This is a genomic window from Klebsiella sp. R445 (assembly GCF_051131755.1).
GTDB classification, from domain to species: Bacteria; Pseudomonadota; Gammaproteobacteria; order Enterobacterales; family Enterobacteriaceae; genus Klebsiella; species Klebsiella lignicola.
This window is the reverse complement of sequence record NZ_CP180446.1, coordinates 4207159-4225529: the sequence shown is the minus strand read 5'-3', so window position 1 is coordinate 4225529 and position 18371 is coordinate 4207159. Positions and strand designations below refer to the sequence as shown.

The following is an 18371-nucleotide window of genomic DNA, read 5'->3' as shown; positions in this document are numbered from 1 at the left end:
AGATTTTTAATTCAATTATAAAATGAAATTTATTGCCTCAGCAGAGGGACTGTCACCAGTAAGTCGCTGTAGACAATAAAAAAATAAAGGGAATGATGATGAAAATTAAAGCAACCATTGAACGTATCCCAGGTGGGATGATGCTGATTCCGCTGCTACTTGGCGCGATGCTGAATACCTTCGCTCCGGATACTGGCGCCTATTTTGGCTCCTTTACCAAGGGAATGATCAGCGGCACGGTACCAATTCTTGCAGTGTGGTTCTTCTGCATCGGCGCCTCAATTGACCTTCGTGCCACCGGCACGGTACTGCGAAAATCCGGCACCCTGGTGATCACCAAAATTGCGGTGGCCTGGGTTGTGGCGATGATTGCCGCCTCCTTTATTCCTGATGGTGGTATTCAGACCGGTATGTTCGCCGGCCTGTCGGTGCTGGCGATCGTTTCCGCCATGGATATGACCAACGGCGGCCTGTACGCCAGCCTTATGAATCAGTACGGCACCAAAGAAGAGTCCGGCGCGTTCGTCTTAATGTCTCTGGAATCAGGTCCGCTGATGACTATGGTGATTCTGGGTTCCGCCGGCCTCGCCACCTTTGAGCCACACCACTTTATTGGCGCGGTGCTGCCGTTCCTGATTGGCTTCACCCTTGGCAACCTTGACCACGATTTCCGCGCGTTCTTCAGTAAAGCAACGCCGACGCTGATTCCTTTCTTCGGCTTCGCGCTGGGGAATACGATTAATCTCAACGTGATTATGGAAACCGGCTTACTGGGTATTATTCTGGGCGTCGCGGTAATCGTCATCACCGGTATTCCACTGATTTTCGCTGATAAATTTATTGGCGGCGGTAACGGTACTGCCGGTATTGCAGCCTCTTCCGCGGCCGGTGCTGCAGTGGCTAACCCGGTAATTATTGCCCAAATTAATCCGGCCTTTGAACCGGTGGCCGCATCAGCAACCGCGCTGGTTGCCGCCAGCGTTATTGTCACCGCAATTCTGGTGCCCATTATTACCGCAATTTATTCACGAAAAGTCGGTGGTAAGGTCAAAGAAAAAGATCTGACCCAGGTAGTACAACATCATTAACGGGTGATCGTTTATTCAAAGGAGCCGTAAGGCTCCTTTGACATTCAATTATTCCACTATTCCCCATGCTTCTATTCTACTATTCCACCATTCTGTTATTTAGCACCGCAGATATCGCCAACGCGAATATGACACCTTTGCGCGGCGCATTCCTGAATATCCGCATGCCGATAGCCACCCCCTCACGGCTTTGATACCCTTAGGGTTTAGAGAACACCGGGCGCTAAGGGGGCATCTGTGGCCGTTCATCTGTTAATTGTCGACGCACTCAATCTGATCCGTCGCATCCATGCCGTTCAGGGCTCTCCCTGTGTGGATACCTGCCTGCATGCGCTGGAACAGCTCATCGTTCATAGCCAGCCCACGCATGCCGTGGCGGTGTTTGATGATGAAGACCGCGCTCACGGCTGGCGCCACCAGCGTCTGCCGGAATACAAAGCCGGGCGTTCCCCGATGCCTGAAACCCTGGAGGCTGAAATGCCCGCGCTGCGGGCGGCCTTTGAGCAACGCGGGATCCGCTGCTGGACCTTAGCAGGCAATGAAGCAGACGACCTCGCCGCCACCCTGGCGATCAAAGTCGCGCACGCCGGGCATCAGGCGACCATTGTCTCCACCGATAAAGGCTACTGCCAGCTGCTGTCGCCCCCAATCCGTATTCGCGACTACTTTCAAAAGCGCTGGCTGGATGCCCCTTTCATCGCCAACGAGTTTGGCGTCACGCCCGAGCAGCTGCCCGATTACTGGGGACTTGCCGGGATCAGCAGTTCAAAAGTGCCGGGTGTGGCGGGGATCGGCCCTAAAAGCGCGGCACAGCTGTTGACGGATTTTCAGGACCTCGAGGGGATCTACGCCCGTCTGGCCGACGTGCCTGAGAAGTGGCGCAAGAAGCTGGAAATGCATAAAGAGATGGCGTTTACCTGTCGTGAGATCGCCCGTCTGCAGACCGACCTGCAGCTCGACGGCAATTTACAGCAGCTACGACTGACGCCGTAAACTTGCCTGCGGCGACAGGGCGATAGCAGTATCGCCCTGTGTACTGGCCGACAACATTACCTACCAGGCCGTATGATACAGCGCCACAATGTCTGCCAGGCTGGCTTCCCGCGGATTGCCGCCGGTGCAGACATCGTCAAAAGCCGCCTGCGCCAGCGCCGGAATATCCTCTTTGCGAACCCCGACATCGCGTAAATGCAGCGGGATCCCGACATCGCGGTTGAGGCGCAAGACCGCGTCAACCGCAGACTGCCGGGCCTGCTCCAGACTCAGATCTTCGACTTTCTCCCCCATGGCCCGGGCGATATCGCGAAACTTCTCGCCGCTGAAGTCGGCGTTATAGCGCATCACGTGAGGCAATAAAATGGCATTTGCCACCCCATGCGGGGTGTTATAAAACGCCCCTAAAGGGTGCGCCATGCCGTGCACCAACCCCAGTCCCACGTTGGAAAAGCCCATGCCGGCGATATACTGCCCCAGCGCCATCGCCTCTCCCGCCAGGCGATCGCCGGTGACCGAGTCTCGTAGCGCCCCGGCAATCACCTCGATGGCTTTAATGTGCAGCGCATCGGTCAGCGCCCACGCCGCCCGCGTGATGTAGCCTTCAATGGCATGAGTCAGCGCATCTACCCCGGTCGCCGCTTTTAATGCCGGCGGCATACCGTCCATCATATCGGCATCGATAAACGCCACCTGCGGAATATCATGCGGGTCGACGCAGACAAATTTGCGCCGCTGGTCTTCATCGGTGATCACGTAGTTAATGGTCACCTCAGCCGCCGTCCCGGCGGTGGTCGGGATGGCCATGATCGGCACGCTCGGCTGGCGGGTCGGCGAGAGACCTTCCAGACTGCGCACGTCGGCAAATTCCGGGTTATTGCTAATAATGCCGATCGCCTTCGCGGTATCCTGCGGAGAGCCGCCGCCTATCGCGATCAAATAATCCGCGCCGCTGCGTTGGAATACCTGCAACCCTTCCTGCACCACGGCAATCGTTGGATTAGGGATCGCCCCGGCAAAGAGATCCCACGTCAGCCCCGCGGCATCCATCTTGCGGGTCACCTGCTCAACCGTACCGCATTGCGCCAGATTGTTGTCGGTCACAATCAGCGCCTTACGATATCCCCGACGGGCTACTTCATCGGTTAACGCGGTGATCGCTCCCCGCCCGAACCATGCCGTCTCATTTAAAATCATTCTGTTCGCCATCGCTGCCTCCCGCTCGCTTTGCGAATCACTCTTCAATCCGTAACCCGTAGGTTTTGAATTTTTCCAGTACGATGGCAATCTCCTCGTCGCCCAGAACCGGAACGGGATCGACTATTGCCAGGGTACTGAGATAAAGCTGGGCCAGGACTTCCACTTCGTGGGCCAGCCACAGCGCCTTTTCCAGATTCTCTTCGCAGGCAATCAGGCCATGGTGTTGCAGCAGGGTCGCTTTGCGATTTTTTAACGCTACGGCGACAAACTCAGACAGCTCGCGGGTGCCAAACGTGGCATACGGCGCGCAGGGGATCGAGTTTCCCCCGGCGGCGGCAATCATGTAGTGGATCGCCGGGATCGGACGATTAAGGATCGACACCGCCGTGCAGTGCACCGCGTGGTTATGAACAACCGCATGAGCGTCGGGCCGGGTCTGGTAAGCCGCGAGGTGAAAGCGCCATTCACTGGAAGGCAATTGCCGTTGGTCGTATTTCCCGTCGTTATCAACATATACAATCATGCTTTCCGTGAGTCTTTCGTATGGAATGCCACTGGGGGTGATTAACATTCCGTTATCATATCGCACACTCACATTTCCAGCTGTTCCCTGGTTCAATCCCAGACGGGTCATTTCAAGACAAGTTTCAATTATTTCTCGCGACAGCCGATTTCTTTCCATAATTATTCTCCGGGTACAGTTCCCCTCGTCTTTATTGATAAAAATAAAGAAAGGTCAGGTTTAAGGTAAGGACAGCCACTGAGCATGATAAATACTCAGTCGCTGGTTCTATTTTTAACGCTTACGTTTTATTATTGTCTAAGGCGTTTAATTAATTTCATTTCAACTTTCACGGTCTCTTTTACCGGATGTTCTTCAATCGCACTGAGCATCATGTCAAACGCTTTTTCCGCCCAGACGTTTTCATCCTGCTGCATTGACCACACATTATTCGACAAAAAACCCAGCATGGGATGTTCATCGAAGGTCCCGATATTGATTTCCGCAGGTACCACGCCAAAGCGATGGCGAATCGCTCGCACCGCCCCTTCCAGCACGGGTAACGACGATGCTATAAACGCTTGCGGACACCCCTGCTCGTTGAGCAGTTTCTCCATCAACCGATAGCCGCCATCGGGCGTATTATCAGGCCCTTCACGCACCCAGTCACGGTGAGTAATCCCCTGTTTAGCCAGAGTATTAAGATACCCATTCAGACGATCGCCAATACTGGGTAACCCGGTATCGCCGACTAAAAACCAAACCGGCGATTTGCCCGCATCACATAGGCTTTGGGTGAGTTTCTCTCCCCCCAGAATATTATGACTTTCCACTAGTGCGTTATCGGTATACTTAAAATCACGGTCAAGTAAAACCATCGGTTTTCTGACCTGACGCAGATGGTGCTGCTGATTCTCTAACGTCGAAGGCACAATAAAAAGGCCATCAACATTACGGGCAATTAACGCTTTAGTTAATTTATTTTCATAATCAACATCATCATAGGTACAGCTAATCGTTAACTGATATCCGGAACGACGGCAGCGTTGCTCAAGTTTCTCAGCCAGGGTAGCAAAAAACACGTTGGAAATATTGGGTACAATCAGACCCAGCGTATCCGTTTTATTCAGCTTCAGGCTACGGGCCGAATGGTTAATGACATAACCATATCGCTCGACATATTCATTAATGCGCGTTTGGGTTTTAACACTGATTCGATACTGTTCAGCTTTCCCATTCAACACCAGTCGCACGGTCGTAACCGATAAATTCAGATCGCTGGCTATCTGCTCTACTGTTTTAGCCATTTATATGCCCCAATCCACATCCAAGCGTCAATTCTCAATCATAAAAGTATTTTAAACATTTGTCTTACTGCATCAGTTGGTTAACCTCTTGTTATTGATCCCACTACGTCATACAGGCCTGTAGTTTGCGCACGGAAAAGTCCTGCAGCGCGGTTCTCCTCATCATAACGCCCTGCTGCTAACGGGAAACGTGGGGGCGAGATCGTCGCCCCAACGCGCGCTACTTCTTACCAAACGGGTGTAATAACTTATCGATCTCCGGTGTGTTAATGTTCTGCGCATTCACGTATTTGACCGGAATATCAATCTCTTTTGGTACAGGCTGACCGGACACCGCGGCATTCAGCGCCTTGATCCCCTGATAGCCAATCTGGTAAGCATCCTGTACCACAAAGCCCTGTATCACACCTGATTTCAGGAAGGCAATAATAGCTTCTGTACTGTCAAAGCCGATCACCTTCACTTTGCCCTTCAGGTTTTGGCTATCAATGGCGTTCGCCACCCCGAGCGTTGATCCTTCGTTCGTCGCATAGATTCCGGCGATATCTGGGTTGGCCTGGATCATATCGATAGTTTTATCCATCGCCTTCTGCGGGTCGCCATCGCTGTACTGAACCGGCAGAACCTGGATGTCCGGATACTTTTCCTTCATGCGTGCACTAAATCCTTCTGAACGTTCAATTGCAGAAGAGGTACCCGCAACGTGGGCAATAATCCCTACTTTTCCTTTATTGTTAACCTGCACAGCAAGTGCGTCAGCCGCTTCGGCTCCCGCTTTACGGTTATTCGTTGCCACGAAACTGACTGGGATATCGGAATTAACGCCGGAATCAAAGGTCACCACCTTAATGCCGCGTGAGTTAGCCGTTTCCACCAGCGGCGCAAGCGCGTTAGCATCTAACGAGGCCAACAACAACCCGTTAGGTTTTTGCGCCATAACGTTTTCAACCAACTGAATCTGCTCAGCAATCTGAGTTTCATCCGCCGGGCCAACATAGCTGGTCTTGTCACCCAGCTCCTTCGCTGCCGCTTCAGTCCCCATTTTCACGGTTTGCCAGAATTCATGCTGGAAACCTTTACTGACAACGGGAAGATTCAAATCCTTAGCCAATGCGCTGGAGGTAATACAGGCCAGCAGAGATAACGCGTAGACAAAATGCCTGGTTCTCATTGTTGTACTCCGTTCTGAGTGAGTCACCCTAAACGTCAGGGTCATAGTGCCCCGCAACCTTCGGGAGCGTAAATCAGCGTATTTTTTTGCGTAAGGTATCGAGATAGACGGCGGCCACCACGACAATACCCATCGCCACCATTTGCCAGAACTGAGAAACCCCCATCAAATTCAGCCCATTTTTCAGTACGCTCATGATGAATGCACCGATAATGGTGCCGCCGATCGTACCGATCCCGCCCATCAGGCTTGTGCCGCCAATCACTACCGCCGCAATGGCCTCCAGTTCGTAACCCACACCAACCGTTGGTTGGCCCGAGTTTAAACGCGAAGCGAGGATAACCCCGGCGATGCCGGTTAACAGACCGCAGAAGGCATAGACGAAAATTTTGACGCGCTGAACCTTGATCCCGGAGAGATGGGCGGCAACTTCGTTACTGCCGACGGCGTAGACATAGCGTCCAATGACCGTTTTTTTCAGGATATAAGCGGCCACCAGCGCCACGACGACAAGATAAAAGACGGGGTACGGGAGCACATCGAACAGGCGTCCCTGAGCCAGCATTTTGAAGGTGGGATAATCGGCAAAGTAAATCGCGCGTCCATCGGTCATCACCATATTGATACCTCTGACAGACATCATCAGACCCAATGTGGCAATAAAGGGCGGGATCGTCATTTTGGTAACCAACAGTCCGTTCACATAGCCACAAAGTCCCCCAGCCAGTACCCCCGCCAGAATACATACCGGCAGTGGCAAACCAAGTGTGGCGCATAACCCGACAGCCACACCGGAGAAGGCTACAACGGAGCCAAGTGAAAGATCGATCCCGGCGGTGATAATGACAAAGGTGACACCAATAGCCATAATGCCAATCACCGAAGTTTGTAGGGCGATTGTCATAATATTTTCAGTATTAAAGAAAAATGGTGAGCCAATACTAAAAAATATTACCAAAATAATCAGGCTGAACAGCGGTGCAAGGCGCATCAAAAGTTCTTTATTAACTTTTGTTTTCTTATCATTACTGTCTAAAGAGGTTGTAGAGATAGTCATAAATTAATCCTCTAACGTCGCGTATTGCATTATTTTTTCTTGCGTGGCTTCATCAGAAGTTAATTCACCGGTAATACGCCCGCTACGCATAACTAAAATGCGATCGCACATCCCCAGTACTTCTGGCAATTCAGAAGAGATCATGATGATTGATTTCCCTTTTGCCACCAGTCGATTCATTAATTCATAAATTTCAAGTTTGGCCCCTACATCAATACCGCGCGTAGGTTCATCAAAGATAAGAATGTCGGTATCCTTACATACCCATCTGGCAATAATAATTTTCTGCTGATTACCACCACTTAAATTCAAAGCAGCCTGCTCAAGATGTGGTGTTTTAATGCGTAGGGCATTCACCTGTTCCATGCTGATCTTCTGACAGCGTTGGGTATCAACGTTGCCATAACGATCGGAATATTCAGGGTAATTCCCCAGCATAATATTACGTTCAACAGATAATCCTAACGCCAGCCCCTCTTTTTTACGGTCTTCCGTCAAGTAGCTGATACCTTGTCGGATAGCATCCGGAATATCTTTTACCACCGTCGGGGTGCCGTTCAGCTTAATCGTCCCGACATCAATCGGATCGGCGCCAAAGATGGCGCGGGCCAGCTCAGTGCGCCCGGCCCCCATCAGACCGGCAAAGCCTAGAATTTCGCCCTGATGCAGAGTGAAATCGATGTTATTCAGCACGCCCTCACGTCCCAGGCCGCTGACTTCAAGCACCGGTATATGCTGAGCCAGAGGTTCACGAGACGGATAGATATTGCCCAAATCACGTCCAACCATCATGGCAATGAGATCGCTGATTTTGACAGAGTCATAGTCAACGGTGGCAATGAACTGGCCATCGCGCATCACCGTGGCGCGATCGGCGATCAACGCTAACTCCTCCAGGCGATGTGAGATGTACACGATCCCGGTCCCCTGCTCTTTAAGCAAGCGGGTGACCTGAAACAAGCTTTCGATCTCTGTTTCCGTCAGCGCGGCGGTCGGCTCATCCATGATCAAAATCCTGGCATTAACCGATATCGCTTTTGCAATCTCCACCATTTGTTGTTGCGCGACGGTGAGGTCGGCAACCAGGGTATCTGGCGAAATATTCAGGTTTAATTTTTGCAAAATATCAACCGCGGCTTTTCGCTGTTGTTTTTCATCCAGACGCCAGCGGTTATTTTTGCAAAACTCCCTGCCGATAAATATATTGTCTTCAACGGTGAGATCAGGAAAAAGATTAAACTCCTGATGAATTATCGTGATACCCGCATTTTGCGCGCTCAGTGGATTAGCGAATGAAACAGAATTATTTTCAAAAATAATCTCCCCTTCATCTGGTTGATATACCCCAGACAAAATTTTCATCAGGGTCGACTTCCCTGCGCCATTTTCGCCTAACAGTGCGTGGACTTCACCCTTGCGCAAGGAGAAACTCACATTACTCAGCGCTAATACACCCGGAAATCGTTTAGTAATATGACTCATCTGTAAGAATGCTTCAGACATTGCTGCTTTCCTCAATAATCAGAAACGGTCACCAGTGAATCAGGCAAAAGCAATGTTGTCAGAGAGCCATCGTCACCGTTAATGCGAATACTGTCTAAAAGCTCATGTGTATTATATTAATTTGCTAACTCGAGGTAGCTCATGCCTTTTAAAGGCTATTTTAGCTGCCAAAAATAGCCAAATCATTTGGTTAAAAATTGTGATGCCAGGCAAGATATTTATCTTATCATAATGATTTATAACCAAATAAAACAAAATGGCGTCATTAATTAATTTGATGTAGATCGAATTTTAACCACTTCTCGTGAAGCCTCTCACATATCCAAAACAAAAAAGTTGTGTAAAAAACTCGCGAATACCTAAGCTAACTCGAGTTAGCAAAAATGGTAATTCAACCAACTGCTTCGGCGGTGTCCTCACATCCGCTCCGGCAGCAATGGCATAACGTGAGATGAGGAACCTCGAATGAAAAAAAACAACTTACCGAAAATTGGTATTCGCCCGGTGATTGACGGACGTCGTATGGGGGTACGCGAGTCGCTGGAAGAACAAACCATGAACATGGCGAAAGCCACCGCCGCGCTGATCGGCGAGAAGCTCCGTCATGCCTGCGGCGCGCAGATTGAGTGCGTGATTGCCGACACCTGTATCGCGGGCATGGCGGAATCCGCCGCCTGTGAAGAGAAGTTCAGCCGTCAGAACATCGGCGTGACCATTACCGTCACTCCTTGCTGGTGCTACGGCAGCGAAACCATCGATATGGACCCGATGCGCCCGAAGGCCATCTGGGGCTTCAACGGCACCGAGCGTCCCGGCGCCGTGTATCTCGCTGCCGCGCTGGCCGCCCACACTCAAAAAGGCATTCCGGCCTTTTCTATCTACGGCCATGACGTTCAGGATGCCGACGACAACACCATCCCGGCCGATGTCGAAGAAAAGCTACTGCGTTTTGCCCGCGCCGGGCTGGCCGTTGCCAGCATGAAAGGCAAAAGCTACCTCTCCGTTGGTGGGGTATCGATGGGCATCGCCGGCTCCATCGTCGACCATAACTTCTTTGAATCCTGGCTTGGGATGAAGGTCCAGCCGGTAGATATGACCGAGCTGCGTCGCCGCATCGACCAGAAGATCTATGACGAAGTCGAACTGGAGATGGCGCTGGCCTGGGCAGATAAAAACTTCCGCTACGGCGAAGACCAGAACGCCCAGCAGTATAAGCGCAATGAAGAACAGAGCCGCGCGGTGCTGAAAGAGAGCCTGCTGATGGCGATGTGCATTCGCGACATGATGCAGGGCAACAGCAAGCTGGCGGAAAAAGGGCTGGTTGAAGAGTCGCTGGGCTTCAACGCCATTGCCGCCGGCTTCCAGGGCCAGCGTCACTGGACCGATCAATACCCCAACGGCGACACCGCCGAGGCGCTGCTCAACAGCTCCTTCGACTGGAACGGCGTGCGTGAACCATTTGTTGTCGCCACCGAAAACGACAGCCTTAACGGCGTGGCGATGCTGATGGGCCATCAGCTGACCGGTACCGCACAGGTCTTTGCCGACGTGCGAACCTACTGGTCGCCGGATGCCGTCGAACGCGTCACCGGCCAGCCGCTTACTGGCCTGGCACAGCACGGCATTATTCACCTGATTAACTCCGGTTCAGCGGCGCTCGACGGCTCCTGCAAACAGCGCGACAGTGCCGGTAACCCGACGATAAAACCGCACTGGGACATTACGCAACAGGAGGCCGATGCCTGCCTGGCGGCCACCGAGTGGTGCCCGGCGATCCACGAATATTTCCGTGGCGGCGGCTTCTCTTCTCGCTTCCTGACCGAAGGCGGCGTGCCGTTTACCATGACCCGCGTGAACATCATCAAAGGGCTGGGGCCGGTACTGCAAATTGCAGAAGGCTGGAGCGTCGAGTTACCTGAAGAGGTACATGCCCAGCTGGATGCGCGGACCAACTCCACCTGGCCCACCACCTGGTTTGCGCCGCGCCTGACCGGCAAAGGCCCGTTCGCCGATGTCTACTCGGTGATGGCTAACTGGGGCGCCAACCACGGGGTGCTGACCATTGGTCACGTCGGGGCTGACTTTATTACCCTGGCGTCGATGCTGCGTATTCCGGTGTGCATGCACAACGTGGAAGAGGACAAAATCTACCGGCCTTCCAGTTGGTCGGCCCACGGCATGGACAGCGAAGGTCAGGATTATCGCGCCTGTCAGAATTACGGTCCGCTGTACAAACGTTAATGCGCTACGCCCTCCCCAATGCGGGAGGGCGTAATTGTTTGCTGGGAGAGATTATGAAAAATGAAGTCATCCTGGTCCTCGATTGCGGCGCCACCAACGTGCGGGCCATCGCCGTCGACCGTCAGGGGAAGATTGTCGCCCGGGCATCGACCGCCAACGCCAGCGAGAGCGCCTGCGAGAACGTGGCCTGGCACCAGTGGTCGCTGGACGCCATTCTGCAACGCTTCGCCGAGTGCTGCCGGCGCCTGAGCGCGGAACTGGCTCACTGTCGGATCCGCGGTATCACCGTCACCACCTTTGGCGTGGACGGTGCGCTGGTCGATGAACAGGGCGAACTGCTCTACCCGATCATCAGCTGGAAATGCCCGCGCACGCTCGCGGTGATGGAAAATATCGGCCGCATCATGGCCCCGCAACGGCTACAGGAAATATCCGGCGTCGGCGCATTCAGCTTCAATACGCTATACAAGCTGGTGTGGCTCAAAGAAAACCACCCGCAGCTGCTGGAAAAAGCCCACGCCTGGTTGTTTATCTCCTCGTTAATCAACCACCGCTTAACCGGGGCGTTCACCACCGATACCACCATGGCCGGCACCAGCCAGATGCTCGATCTTCATCAGCGCGATTTTAGCCCGGCGATCCTTGATGCCTCCGGGATACCACGTCGTCTGTTTCCTGCGCTGGTTGAAGCCGGTGAGCGAATTGGCGTCCTGCAAAATACCGCCGCCACGCTGCTGGGACTGCCTGTCGGGATCCCGGTGTTCTCTGCCGGGCACGACACGCAATTTGCCCTGTTCGGTGCCGGTGCGCAGCAGGATGAACCGGTGCTCTCCTCCGGGACCTGGGAAATCCTGATGGTGCGTAGCGCCAGGGTCAACACGTCCCTGCTCAGCCAGTATCCCGGTTCCACCTGCGAGCTGGACAGCCATGCCGGACTGGCTAACCCCGGCATGCAGTGGCTGGCATCCGGCGTGCTGGAGTGGGTACGCCAGCTGCTCTGGACCGCAGAGACACCGTGGCAAACCCTGATTGACGAGGCCCGCCAAATCCCAGACGGCGCCGGGGGCGTAACCATGCAGTGCGATCTGCTCGCCTGCCACAATGCTGGCTGGCAAGGCGTCACGCTCAATACCACCCGCGGCCATTTTTATCGCGCCGCGCTGGAAGGCTTAGCCACTCAGCTGCACAATAACCTGCGCACCCTGGAAACCATCGGCCACTTTACCGCCAGCGAACTGCTGCTGGTTGGCGGCGGCAGTCGTAACCTGCTGTGGAATCAAATCAAAGCCAACATGTTGAATATCCCGATCAAAGTCCTGGATGACGCCGAAACCACCGTTGCCGGCGCGGCGATGTACGCCTGGTCTGGCACAGGGGAATTTGCCACCCCCGAGGAGGCCAGAGCCCAGGTGGACTATCGTTACCGTTATTTCTACCCGCATACCGAACCTGAACTGACAGAGGGAGCCTGAAATGTTAAAAACGATCTCGCCGCTTATCTCGCCGGAACTGCTTAAGGTGCTGGCAGAGATGGGCCATGGGGATGAAATTATTTTCTCCGACGCCCACTTTCCGGCTCACAGCGTCGGGCCACAGGTGCTGCGTGCCGACGGCCTGCTGGTCAGCGATCTGCTGCGGGCGATTATTCCGCTGTTTGAGCTGGACAGCTATGCGCCGCCGCTGGTGATGATGGCAGTGGTAGAGGGCGATACGCTCGATCCGCAGGTGGAAACGCGCTACCGCGACGCGCTTTCGTACCAGGGCTCCTGCCCGGAGATCACGCGTATTGACCGTTTTGCCTTCTATGAACGAGCGCAAAAAGCCTTTGCGATCGTTATCACAGGCGAGCGTGCTAAGTACGGGAATATTCTTTTAAAAAAAGGAGTAACGCCGTAATCTCATGCCGGAGCGTCCGCCTGATGCGGGCGTTCATCGAATGACAGGATGAGACAATGAAAGCGGCACGCCAGCAAGCGATAATAGACCTGCTAATCAGCCACAGTAGCCTGACGACCGAAGCCTTATCGCTCCAGCTTAACGTCAGCAAAGAGACGATTCGCCGCGATCTCAGCGACCTGCAGTCCCGGGGAAAAGTGTTGCGTAACCACGGGCGGGTCAAAATCATTCATCGGGAGAGCCAGGACAGCGGCGATCCATTTCACATCCGCCTCAAAAGCCATTATGCCCATAAAGCGGACATCGCCCGCGGCGCGCTGGCGTGGATCGACGAAGGGATGGTGATCGCCCTGGATGCCAGTTCCACCTGCTGGTATCTGGCCCGTCAGCTGCCGGATATCAACCTGCACGTGTTTACCAACAGCCAGCCTATTTGCCAGGAGCTGAGCAAACGCGAAAATATTCAGCTCACCTGCTCCGGCGGGACTCTGCAGCGTAAAAACGGCTGCTACGTCAGCCCATCGTTGATCTCGCAGGTCAAACCGTTGGAGATCGATCTGTTTATTTTTTCCTGCGAAGGCATTGATAGCAATGGCACACTGTGGGATTCGAATATCGTGAATGCCGAGTTTAAATCGCTGCTGCTTAAACGCGCGGCGCAGTCGTTACTGCTGATCGACAAAAGTAAGTTTAATCGTTCGGGAGAGGCCAGTATTGGCCACCTTGATGATGTGACACATATTATTTCTGATGAGCAGCTGGCGGCAAAGTAGCGCCATCGGCACCGCGGGTACGGCGCCGACAGGCGGCGCCGCGATACCCTCTTCATGCGGTGACTGAAGACGGGTATCTCCGGACGTTCACAGGCGCTTAGCGCTCGTCACGACGCCCGCCAACTGCCGCCCACAGGCGACGAATGTGCACCGTCACTTCTTCACGATCGTGATACAGCTGACGCGCCTGGATCTGCGCATTAATGCCGTGTTCATCCAGCTGTTCCTGGATATAGGCAAGGTTACGCGACAGCTCTTCGTAACGCTTTTTCATCGGCAGTTTGAGATTGAAGATGGTTTCACGGCACCAGCCATTCACCAGCCACTGGGCCATTAACGCCGCCACTTTAGCCGGTTTTTCCACCATATCGCACACCATCCACGAGATGTTATTGCGGGTTGGACGGTAGCGGAATCCATCTTCACGCAGCCAGGTCACCTGCCCGGTATCCATCAGGCTCTGCGCCATTGGGCCGTTATCCACTGACGACACCCACATATTGCGTTTGACCAGCTGATAGGTCCAGCCGCCAGGGCAGGCCCCGAGGTCTACCGCATACATGCCGTTGCCCAGACGCTCGTCCCACTCATCGGCAGGAATAAAGACGTGGAATGCCTCTTCCAGCTTCAGCGTTGAACGGCTCGGCGCATCGGACGGGAACTTGAGACGCGGGATCCCCATATAAAATGGCGAATTGTTGGTGGTGTAGGAATAACCGGTGTAGCAGCAGCCAGGGGCAATAAAGAACACATGCACTACCGGACGTTTTGGCGTTTCATAGTTGGTCAGCACGCCAGCTTCACGCAGCGCGGCGCGCAGCGGAACCGTCAGTTTACGGCAGAACTTCATCAGCTCTTTACTTTCGTTGGTGTCGGCCACTTCAACCCGCAGATCGCCACCCTTCTCTACCACGCCCTGCAGCATGCCGACAATCGGCGTGATGCGGTCTTCTGGCGGCAGGTCGCGCAGCAGTTCGCCAACCACAAACATCTGACGGGCAAACACCAACGAGCTGAACGGCAGGTCACGCACCAGCTTGTCGCCATCTTCCATCTGATAGCATTCAAAAATGACATAGCCAGAGTCTTCTTTAACCCGGGCAAAGCCAAAGATATCAAGGCGGGAAGCCTTGTCCGTAATTTCTGCTGCGCACTCCTTCTCAAACCCGGGGCGACAATAGAGGACAACCTTATTCATGAACAACGCCCTTACGTTTCAGACGAATTGCACCAATTAACATTAATACCCAACCGGCGAGGAAGCTCACGCCTCCCACCGGCGTAACAAACGCCCACAGGCGCAAATGCGACAGCGCCAGGCAATAGAGGCTGCCGCTGAATAATACGGTACCGAGCGCCATAAACACGCTGCTCCAGTAGAACCAAATGCTGATGCGACGCTGCATCGCCACCGCCAGGCCGAAAATCGCCAGCGTATGGAACGCCTGGTACTCAAGCCCGGTATGGATCCAGGCCATTTCTGTCGCCCCAATGGTGCGACTCAGCACGTGTGCGCCAAAGGCGCCCAGAGCCACAAAAATAAAACCGCTTATCGCGGAGAATATCAGCATAAAACGGCTGGTCATGTTTTTACCCTACAATCATCTATTGTTCGTAACGAAAACGAAATTTTTCTTGTTCGCTCGCCGCTTTCGCCAGTATCCACTGCCGGAAGGCGGCTATTTTACCCAGTTCAGCCTGACTGTCATGACAAACCAGATAAAACGCATTCTTACTGACCAGGACATCATTAAACGGACAGACCAGTCTCCCGGCCTCAATTTCGGACTGGGACATCACGTTATTCGCGAGCGCCACCCCTTGCCCGTGAATCGCCGCCTGCAGCACCATCGCGCTGTGGCTGAAGATAGGCCCCTGTTGCACATTAATATGGCTTAGACCTAGCTGACGGATATAAGTTTGCCAGTCGCGACGGGAAGCATCGTGCAACAGCGTATGTTGCGCCAGATCGGCAGGCGTTTTCAATGCCCTGTCGCCGGTCAACAACGCCGGTGAACACACCGGCAGCAGATATTCGGCGTACAGTTTTTCGACGCGCAGCCCTGGCCAGTTGCCCCGGCCATAGAAAATTGCCACGTCGACGTCATCCGCCAGCTTATCTTCCTGACGGTCCACCGCCTGGATCCTGACGTCGATCCCCGGATAAGCTGAGTTAAAGCTTGAAAGTCGCGGCACCAGCCACTGAATAGCAAAACTGGGCAGTAAACTGACCGTTAAGGCCCCTTTTGCACTGCGGGCCTGCAGTTTACGTGTCGCTTCGGTCAGTTGCGAAAAAATCTCTTTAATATCCTGAAAATAGCTCTGTCCTTCTTCCGTCAGCAGCAGCGAACGGTTGCGGCGTCGAAACAGCTTCAGCCCTAGAAAATCCTCTAGTGACTTGATTTGATGACTTACTGCGGCCTGGGTCACAAAAAGCTCATCGGCGGCGCGAGTGAAGCTTAAATGACGTGCGGCTGCATCAAAAACACGTAATGCATTCAGGGGGGGTAATCGCTTTGACATAGTTATTCTGGCTTAGATGTTAAGGCAATTTAACAAACAGGAAACAACAGTTAACCTATTAGTTTTTTTTATCTGAGCCATTATAATTTGTCCGTTGAGGTTCTACCAGCAAATACCTATAGTGGCGGCACTTCCTGAGCCGGAACGAAGAGCTTTTTTTGGAATGCGTGTTCCAACAAGCTTTTGGCTTACGGTTGTGATGTTGTGTTGTTGTGTTTGCAATTGGTCTGTCTTTGCGGACCATGGTAGCTAAGCTACCCCTTTTCACTTCCTGTACATTTACCCTGTCTGTCCATAGTGATTTAATGTAGCACCGCAACAAGCGGTGCTTTTTTTTGCCTGTCCGTCACCGCACGCTCACGATTCCCCACACTCTTGCTCTCTCCAGCCTTGCCCTGATGGCTAATTTGCGCGACGATCGACGTATTGCAATGAGGAATTCCATGAACGCATTCAACCCTGCGCAATTTCGCGCCCAGTTTCCTGCGCTGGCCGATGCTGGCGTTTATCTTGATAGCGCCGCGACGGCGCTGAAGCCGCTTGCGGTGATCGACGCCAGCGACCAGTTTTATCGCCTCAGCGCAGGTAACGTGCATCGCAGCCAGTTCGCCGCCGCTCAGCGGTTGACCGAGCGCTATGAAGATGCCCGCGAACGCGTGGCGACGCTGCTCAATGCGCCATCCGCCAAAGATATCGTCTGGACCCGCGGCACCACTGAAGCCATTAATATGGTGGCGCAAAGCTATCTTCGCCCTCGCCTGCAGCCCGGCGATGAGATCATCGTCAGCGAGGCAGAGCATCATGCCAACCTGGTGCCCTGGCTGATGGTGGCGGAGCAGACCGGTGCGCGGATCGTTAAACTGCCGATCGGCGCCGATCGTCTGCCAGACGTCACTCTGCTGCCTGCGTTGATCACCCCGCGCAGTCGGCTGCTGGCAATCGGCCAGATGTCCAACGTCACCGGCGGCTGCCCGGACCTGGCGACGGCGATCCGTCACGCCCATGATGCCGGGATGGTGGTAATGGTAGACGGGGCGCAGGGCGCAGTCCATTTCCCCGCCGACGTACAGGCGCTGGATATCGATTTTTATGCTTTCTCTGGTCATAAATTGTATGGCCCGACCGGGATTGGCGTGCTCTACGGCAAAAACGATCTCCTCGACGCCATGTCGCCATGGCTTGGCGGCGGCAAGATGATTTCGCAGGTGACCTTCGAGGGTTTCACTACCCAGCCGGTGCCCTATCGTCTGGAAGCCGGTACCCCCAACGTCGCCGGAGTGATTGGCCTGAGCGCGGCGCTGGAGTGGCTGGAAGATTGCGATATCGCCCAGGCCGAAAGCTGGAGCCGCAGCCTGGCGACGCTGGCCGAAGAGGCGCTGGCTAAACGACCGGGGTTCCGTTCGTTCCGCTGCCAGGATTCAAGCCTGCTGGCCTTTGATTTTGCTGGCGTACACCACAGCGATATGGTCACCCTGCTGGCAGAATCCGGAATTGCGTTACGCGCCGGGCAGCACTGCGCCCAGCCGTTACTGGCGGCGCTGGGCGTCAGCGGCACCCTGCGCGCCTCGTTTGCCCCTTATAATACCCAGGACGATGTTTACGCGCTGGTTCACGCCGTTGACCGCGCCCTGGAAATACTGGTGGATTAATGACAGCTTCACATCCCTTTGGCACCGCCGTCACCGACGCGACGTTACGGCAAACCTTCCTTCCGCTGACCCAGTGGGAGGATAAATACCGGCAGCTGATTTTACTCGGCAAAAAGCTTCCCACGCTGAGCGACGAGCTAAAGGCTCAGGCCCGGGAGATCGCCGGCTGTGAGAACCGCGTCTGGCTGGGATATCAGGTGGTTGATGGCAGGCTGCATTTCTTCGGCGACAGCGAAGGACGCATCGTGCGTGGGCTGCTGGCGGTGCTGCTGACCGCCGTCGAAGGCAAAAGCGCGGCGGAGTTGCTGGCGCGGGATCCGCTGGCGTTGTTTGATGAGCTGGGACTTCGCGGTCAGCTGAGCGCGTCGCGCAGTCAGGGCCTGTCGGCCCTCAGCGAGGCGGTGCTTGCTGCCGCCCGCGAGGTATAGCCGCTGATTCCCTCGGCTGGCGCTGCGCCTAATACGGGCT

General features: G+C 54.2%; 17 protein-coding genes. 8 read left to right on the top strand and 9 right to left on the bottom strand.

Annotated elements, in window-relative coordinates; all coding sequences use genetic code 11:
* Positions 1 to 98: 98 nt before the first annotated feature.
* Together kdgT and xni are read left to right on the top strand one after the other, a co-directional pair.
* The gene (gene kdgT / locus ACMYSN_RS19945; RefSeq protein ID WP_462498297.1) at positions 99 to 1088 is read left to right on the top strand and encodes a 2-keto-3-deoxygluconate permease; all 990 of its coding nucleotides are present in this window, start codon (positions 99 to 101) and stop codon (positions 1086 to 1088) included.
* Positions 1089 to 1325: 237 nt separating this feature from the next.
* Complete coding sequence (gene xni / locus ACMYSN_RS19940; protein WP_123756700.1) at positions 1326 to 2081, top strand: flap endonuclease Xni; 756 nt, start codon at positions 1326 to 1328, stop codon at positions 2079 to 2081.
* 60 nt (positions 2082 to 2141) lie between these two features.
* On the opposite strand, the gene fucO is transcribed toward xni, so the two are convergent.
* From fucO to ACMYSN_RS19910, 6 genes are all read right to left on the bottom strand, one after another.
* Positions 2142 to 3290 (bottom strand): lactaldehyde reductase, encoded by a 1149-nt coding sequence (fucO, locus tag ACMYSN_RS19935; protein ID WP_462495912.1) that lies wholly within the window; start codon positions 3288 to 3290, stop codon positions 2142 to 2144.
* A gap of 25 nt (positions 3291 to 3315) precedes the next feature.
* Positions 3316 to 3963 (bottom strand): L-fuculose-phosphate aldolase, encoded by a 648-nt coding sequence (fucA, locus tag ACMYSN_RS19930; RefSeq protein WP_462495911.1) that lies wholly within the window; start codon positions 3961 to 3963, stop codon positions 3316 to 3318.
* A gap of 131 nt (positions 3964 to 4094) precedes the next feature.
* Positions 4095 to 5090 (bottom strand): LacI family DNA-binding transcriptional regulator, encoded by a 996-nt coding sequence (locus ACMYSN_RS19925; protein ID WP_462495910.1) that lies wholly within the window; start codon positions 5088 to 5090, stop codon positions 4095 to 4097.
* Between the two features lie 220 nt (positions 5091 to 5310).
* On the bottom strand, positions 5311 to 6261 hold the full coding sequence (locus ACMYSN_RS19920) for an ABC transporter substrate-binding protein (RefSeq protein WP_462495909.1): 951 nt from the start codon (positions 6259 to 6261) through the stop codon (positions 5311 to 5313).
* Positions 6262 to 6334: 73 nt separating this feature from the next.
* Positions 6335 to 7318: an ABC transporter permease gene (locus tag ACMYSN_RS19915; protein WP_462495908.1), complete on the bottom strand. Its 984-nt coding sequence runs from the start codon at positions 7316 to 7318 to the stop codon at positions 6335 to 6337.
* Positions 7319 to 7321: 3 nt separating this feature from the next.
* Positions 7322 to 8821 (bottom strand): sugar ABC transporter ATP-binding protein, encoded by a 1500-nt coding sequence (locus ACMYSN_RS19910; RefSeq protein ID WP_462495907.1) that lies wholly within the window; start codon positions 8819 to 8821, stop codon positions 7322 to 7324.
* 465 nt (positions 8822 to 9286) lie between these two features.
* On the opposite strand from ACMYSN_RS19910, the gene fucI reads away from it, so the two are divergent.
* Genes fucI through fucR form a run of 4 tightly spaced genes read left to right on the top strand, consistent with a single transcriptional unit; the run spans position 9287 to position 13731 of the window.
* On the top strand, positions 9287 to 11062 hold the full coding sequence (gene fucI / locus ACMYSN_RS19905; RefSeq protein ID WP_462495906.1) for an L-fucose isomerase: 1776 nt from the start codon (positions 9287 to 9289) through the stop codon (positions 11060 to 11062).
* 53 nt (positions 11063 to 11115) lie between these two features.
* Positions 11116 to 12534 carry an L-fuculokinase gene (gene fucK / locus ACMYSN_RS19900; RefSeq protein WP_462495905.1) on the top strand — a complete coding sequence of 473 codons (1419 nt, stop codon included), beginning with the start codon at positions 11116 to 11118 and terminating at the stop codon, positions 12532 to 12534.
* Position 12535: 1 nt separating this feature from the next.
* Positions 12536 to 12958 (top strand): L-fucose mutarotase, encoded by a 423-nt coding sequence (fucU, locus tag ACMYSN_RS19895; protein WP_434670229.1) that lies wholly within the window; start codon positions 12536 to 12538, stop codon positions 12956 to 12958.
* Between the two features lie 56 nt (positions 12959 to 13014).
* Positions 13015 to 13731, top strand: a complete 717-nt coding sequence (gene fucR, locus ACMYSN_RS19890; protein ID WP_462495904.1) for an L-fucose operon activator — start codon at positions 13015 to 13017, stop codon at positions 13729 to 13731.
* Between the two features lie 97 nt (positions 13732 to 13828).
* On the opposite strand, the gene rlmM is transcribed toward fucR, so the two are convergent.
* The 3 genes from rlmM to gcvA are packed head-to-tail and all read right to left on the bottom strand — an operon-like array spanning position 13829 to position 16254.
* Complete coding sequence (gene rlmM, locus ACMYSN_RS19885) at positions 13829 to 14929, bottom strand: 23S rRNA (cytidine(2498)-2'-O)-methyltransferase RlmM (RefSeq protein ID WP_123756692.1); 1101 nt, start codon at positions 14927 to 14929, stop codon at positions 13829 to 13831.
* Positions 14922 to 15317, bottom strand: a complete 396-nt coding sequence (locus ACMYSN_RS19880; RefSeq protein ID WP_123756691.1) for a DUF423 domain-containing protein — start codon at positions 15315 to 15317, stop codon at positions 14922 to 14924. The genes rlmM and ACMYSN_RS19880 overlap by 8 nt, the downstream gene beginning before the upstream one ends.
* Before the next feature lie 19 nt (positions 15318 to 15336).
* Positions 15337 to 16254 (bottom strand): transcriptional regulator GcvA, encoded by a 918-nt coding sequence (gene gcvA, locus ACMYSN_RS19875; protein ID WP_462495903.1) that lies wholly within the window; start codon positions 16252 to 16254, stop codon positions 15337 to 15339.
* Positions 16255 to 16697: 443 nt separating this feature from the next.
* On the opposite strand from gcvA, the gene csdA reads away from it, so the two are divergent.
* Entirely contained in the window at positions 16698 to 17903 is a 1206-nt protein-coding gene (gene csdA, locus ACMYSN_RS19870; RefSeq protein WP_462495902.1) for a cysteine desulfurase CsdA, read from the top strand.
* Positions 17903 to 18331 (top strand): cysteine desulfurase sulfur acceptor subunit CsdE, encoded by a 429-nt coding sequence (csdE, locus tag ACMYSN_RS19865; RefSeq protein ID WP_462495901.1) that lies wholly within the window; start codon positions 17903 to 17905, stop codon positions 18329 to 18331. The genes csdA and csdE overlap by 1 nt, the downstream gene beginning before the upstream one ends.
* Positions 18332 to 18371 lie beyond the last annotated feature (40 nt).

Excerpts from the sequence above, each read along its gene's own strand:
- fucK (WP_462495905.1), top strand. The coding sequence starts at position 11,116 with ATGAAAAATGAAGTCATCCTGGTCCTCGATTGCGGCGCCACCAACGTG.
- ACMYSN_RS19920 (WP_462495909.1), bottom strand. The coding sequence starts at position 6,261 with ATGAGAACCAGGCATTTTGTCTACGCGTTATCTCTGCTGGCCTGTATT.
- fucR (WP_462495904.1), top strand. The coding sequence starts at position 13,015 with ATGAAAGCGGCACGCCAGCAAGCGATAATAGACCTGCTAATCAGCCAC.
- ACMYSN_RS19910 (WP_462495907.1), bottom strand. The coding sequence starts at position 8,821 with ATGTCTGAAGCATTCTTACAGATGAGTCATATTACTAAACGATTTCCG.
- ACMYSN_RS19880 (WP_123756691.1), bottom strand. The coding sequence starts at position 15,317 with ATGACCAGCCGTTTTATGCTGATATTCTCCGCGATAAGCGGTTTTATT.
- csdE (WP_462495901.1), top strand. The coding sequence starts at position 17,903 with ATGACAGCTTCACATCCCTTTGGCACCGCCGTCACCGACGCGACGTTA.
- ACMYSN_RS19925 (WP_462495910.1), bottom strand. The coding sequence starts at position 5,090 with ATGGCTAAAACAGTAGAGCAGATAGCCAGCGATCTGAATTTATCGGTT.
- ACMYSN_RS19915 (WP_462495908.1), bottom strand. The coding sequence starts at position 7,318 with ATGACTATCTCTACAACCTCTTTAGACAGTAATGATAAGAAAACAAAA.
- kdgT (WP_462498297.1), top strand. The coding sequence starts at position 99 with ATGAAAATTAAAGCAACCATTGAACGTATCCCAGGTGGGATGATGCTG.
- fucU (WP_434670229.1), top strand. The coding sequence starts at position 12,536 with ATGTTAAAAACGATCTCGCCGCTTATCTCGCCGGAACTGCTTAAGGTG.
- fucA (WP_462495911.1), bottom strand. The coding sequence starts at position 3,963 with ATGGAAAGAAATCGGCTGTCGCGAGAAATAATTGAAACTTGTCTTGAA.
- fucI (WP_462495906.1), top strand. The coding sequence starts at position 9,287 with ATGAAAAAAAACAACTTACCGAAAATTGGTATTCGCCCGGTGATTGAC.
- fucO (WP_462495912.1), bottom strand. The coding sequence starts at position 3,290 with ATGGCGAACAGAATGATTTTAAATGAGACGGCATGGTTCGGGCGGGGA.
- rlmM (WP_123756692.1), bottom strand. The coding sequence starts at position 14,929 with ATGAATAAGGTTGTCCTCTATTGTCGCCCCGGGTTTGAGAAGGAGTGC.
- csdA (WP_462495902.1), top strand. The coding sequence starts at position 16,698 with ATGAACGCATTCAACCCTGCGCAATTTCGCGCCCAGTTTCCTGCGCTG.
- gcvA (WP_462495903.1), bottom strand. The coding sequence starts at position 16,254 with ATGTCAAAGCGATTACCCCCCCTGAATGCATTACGTGTTTTTGATGCA.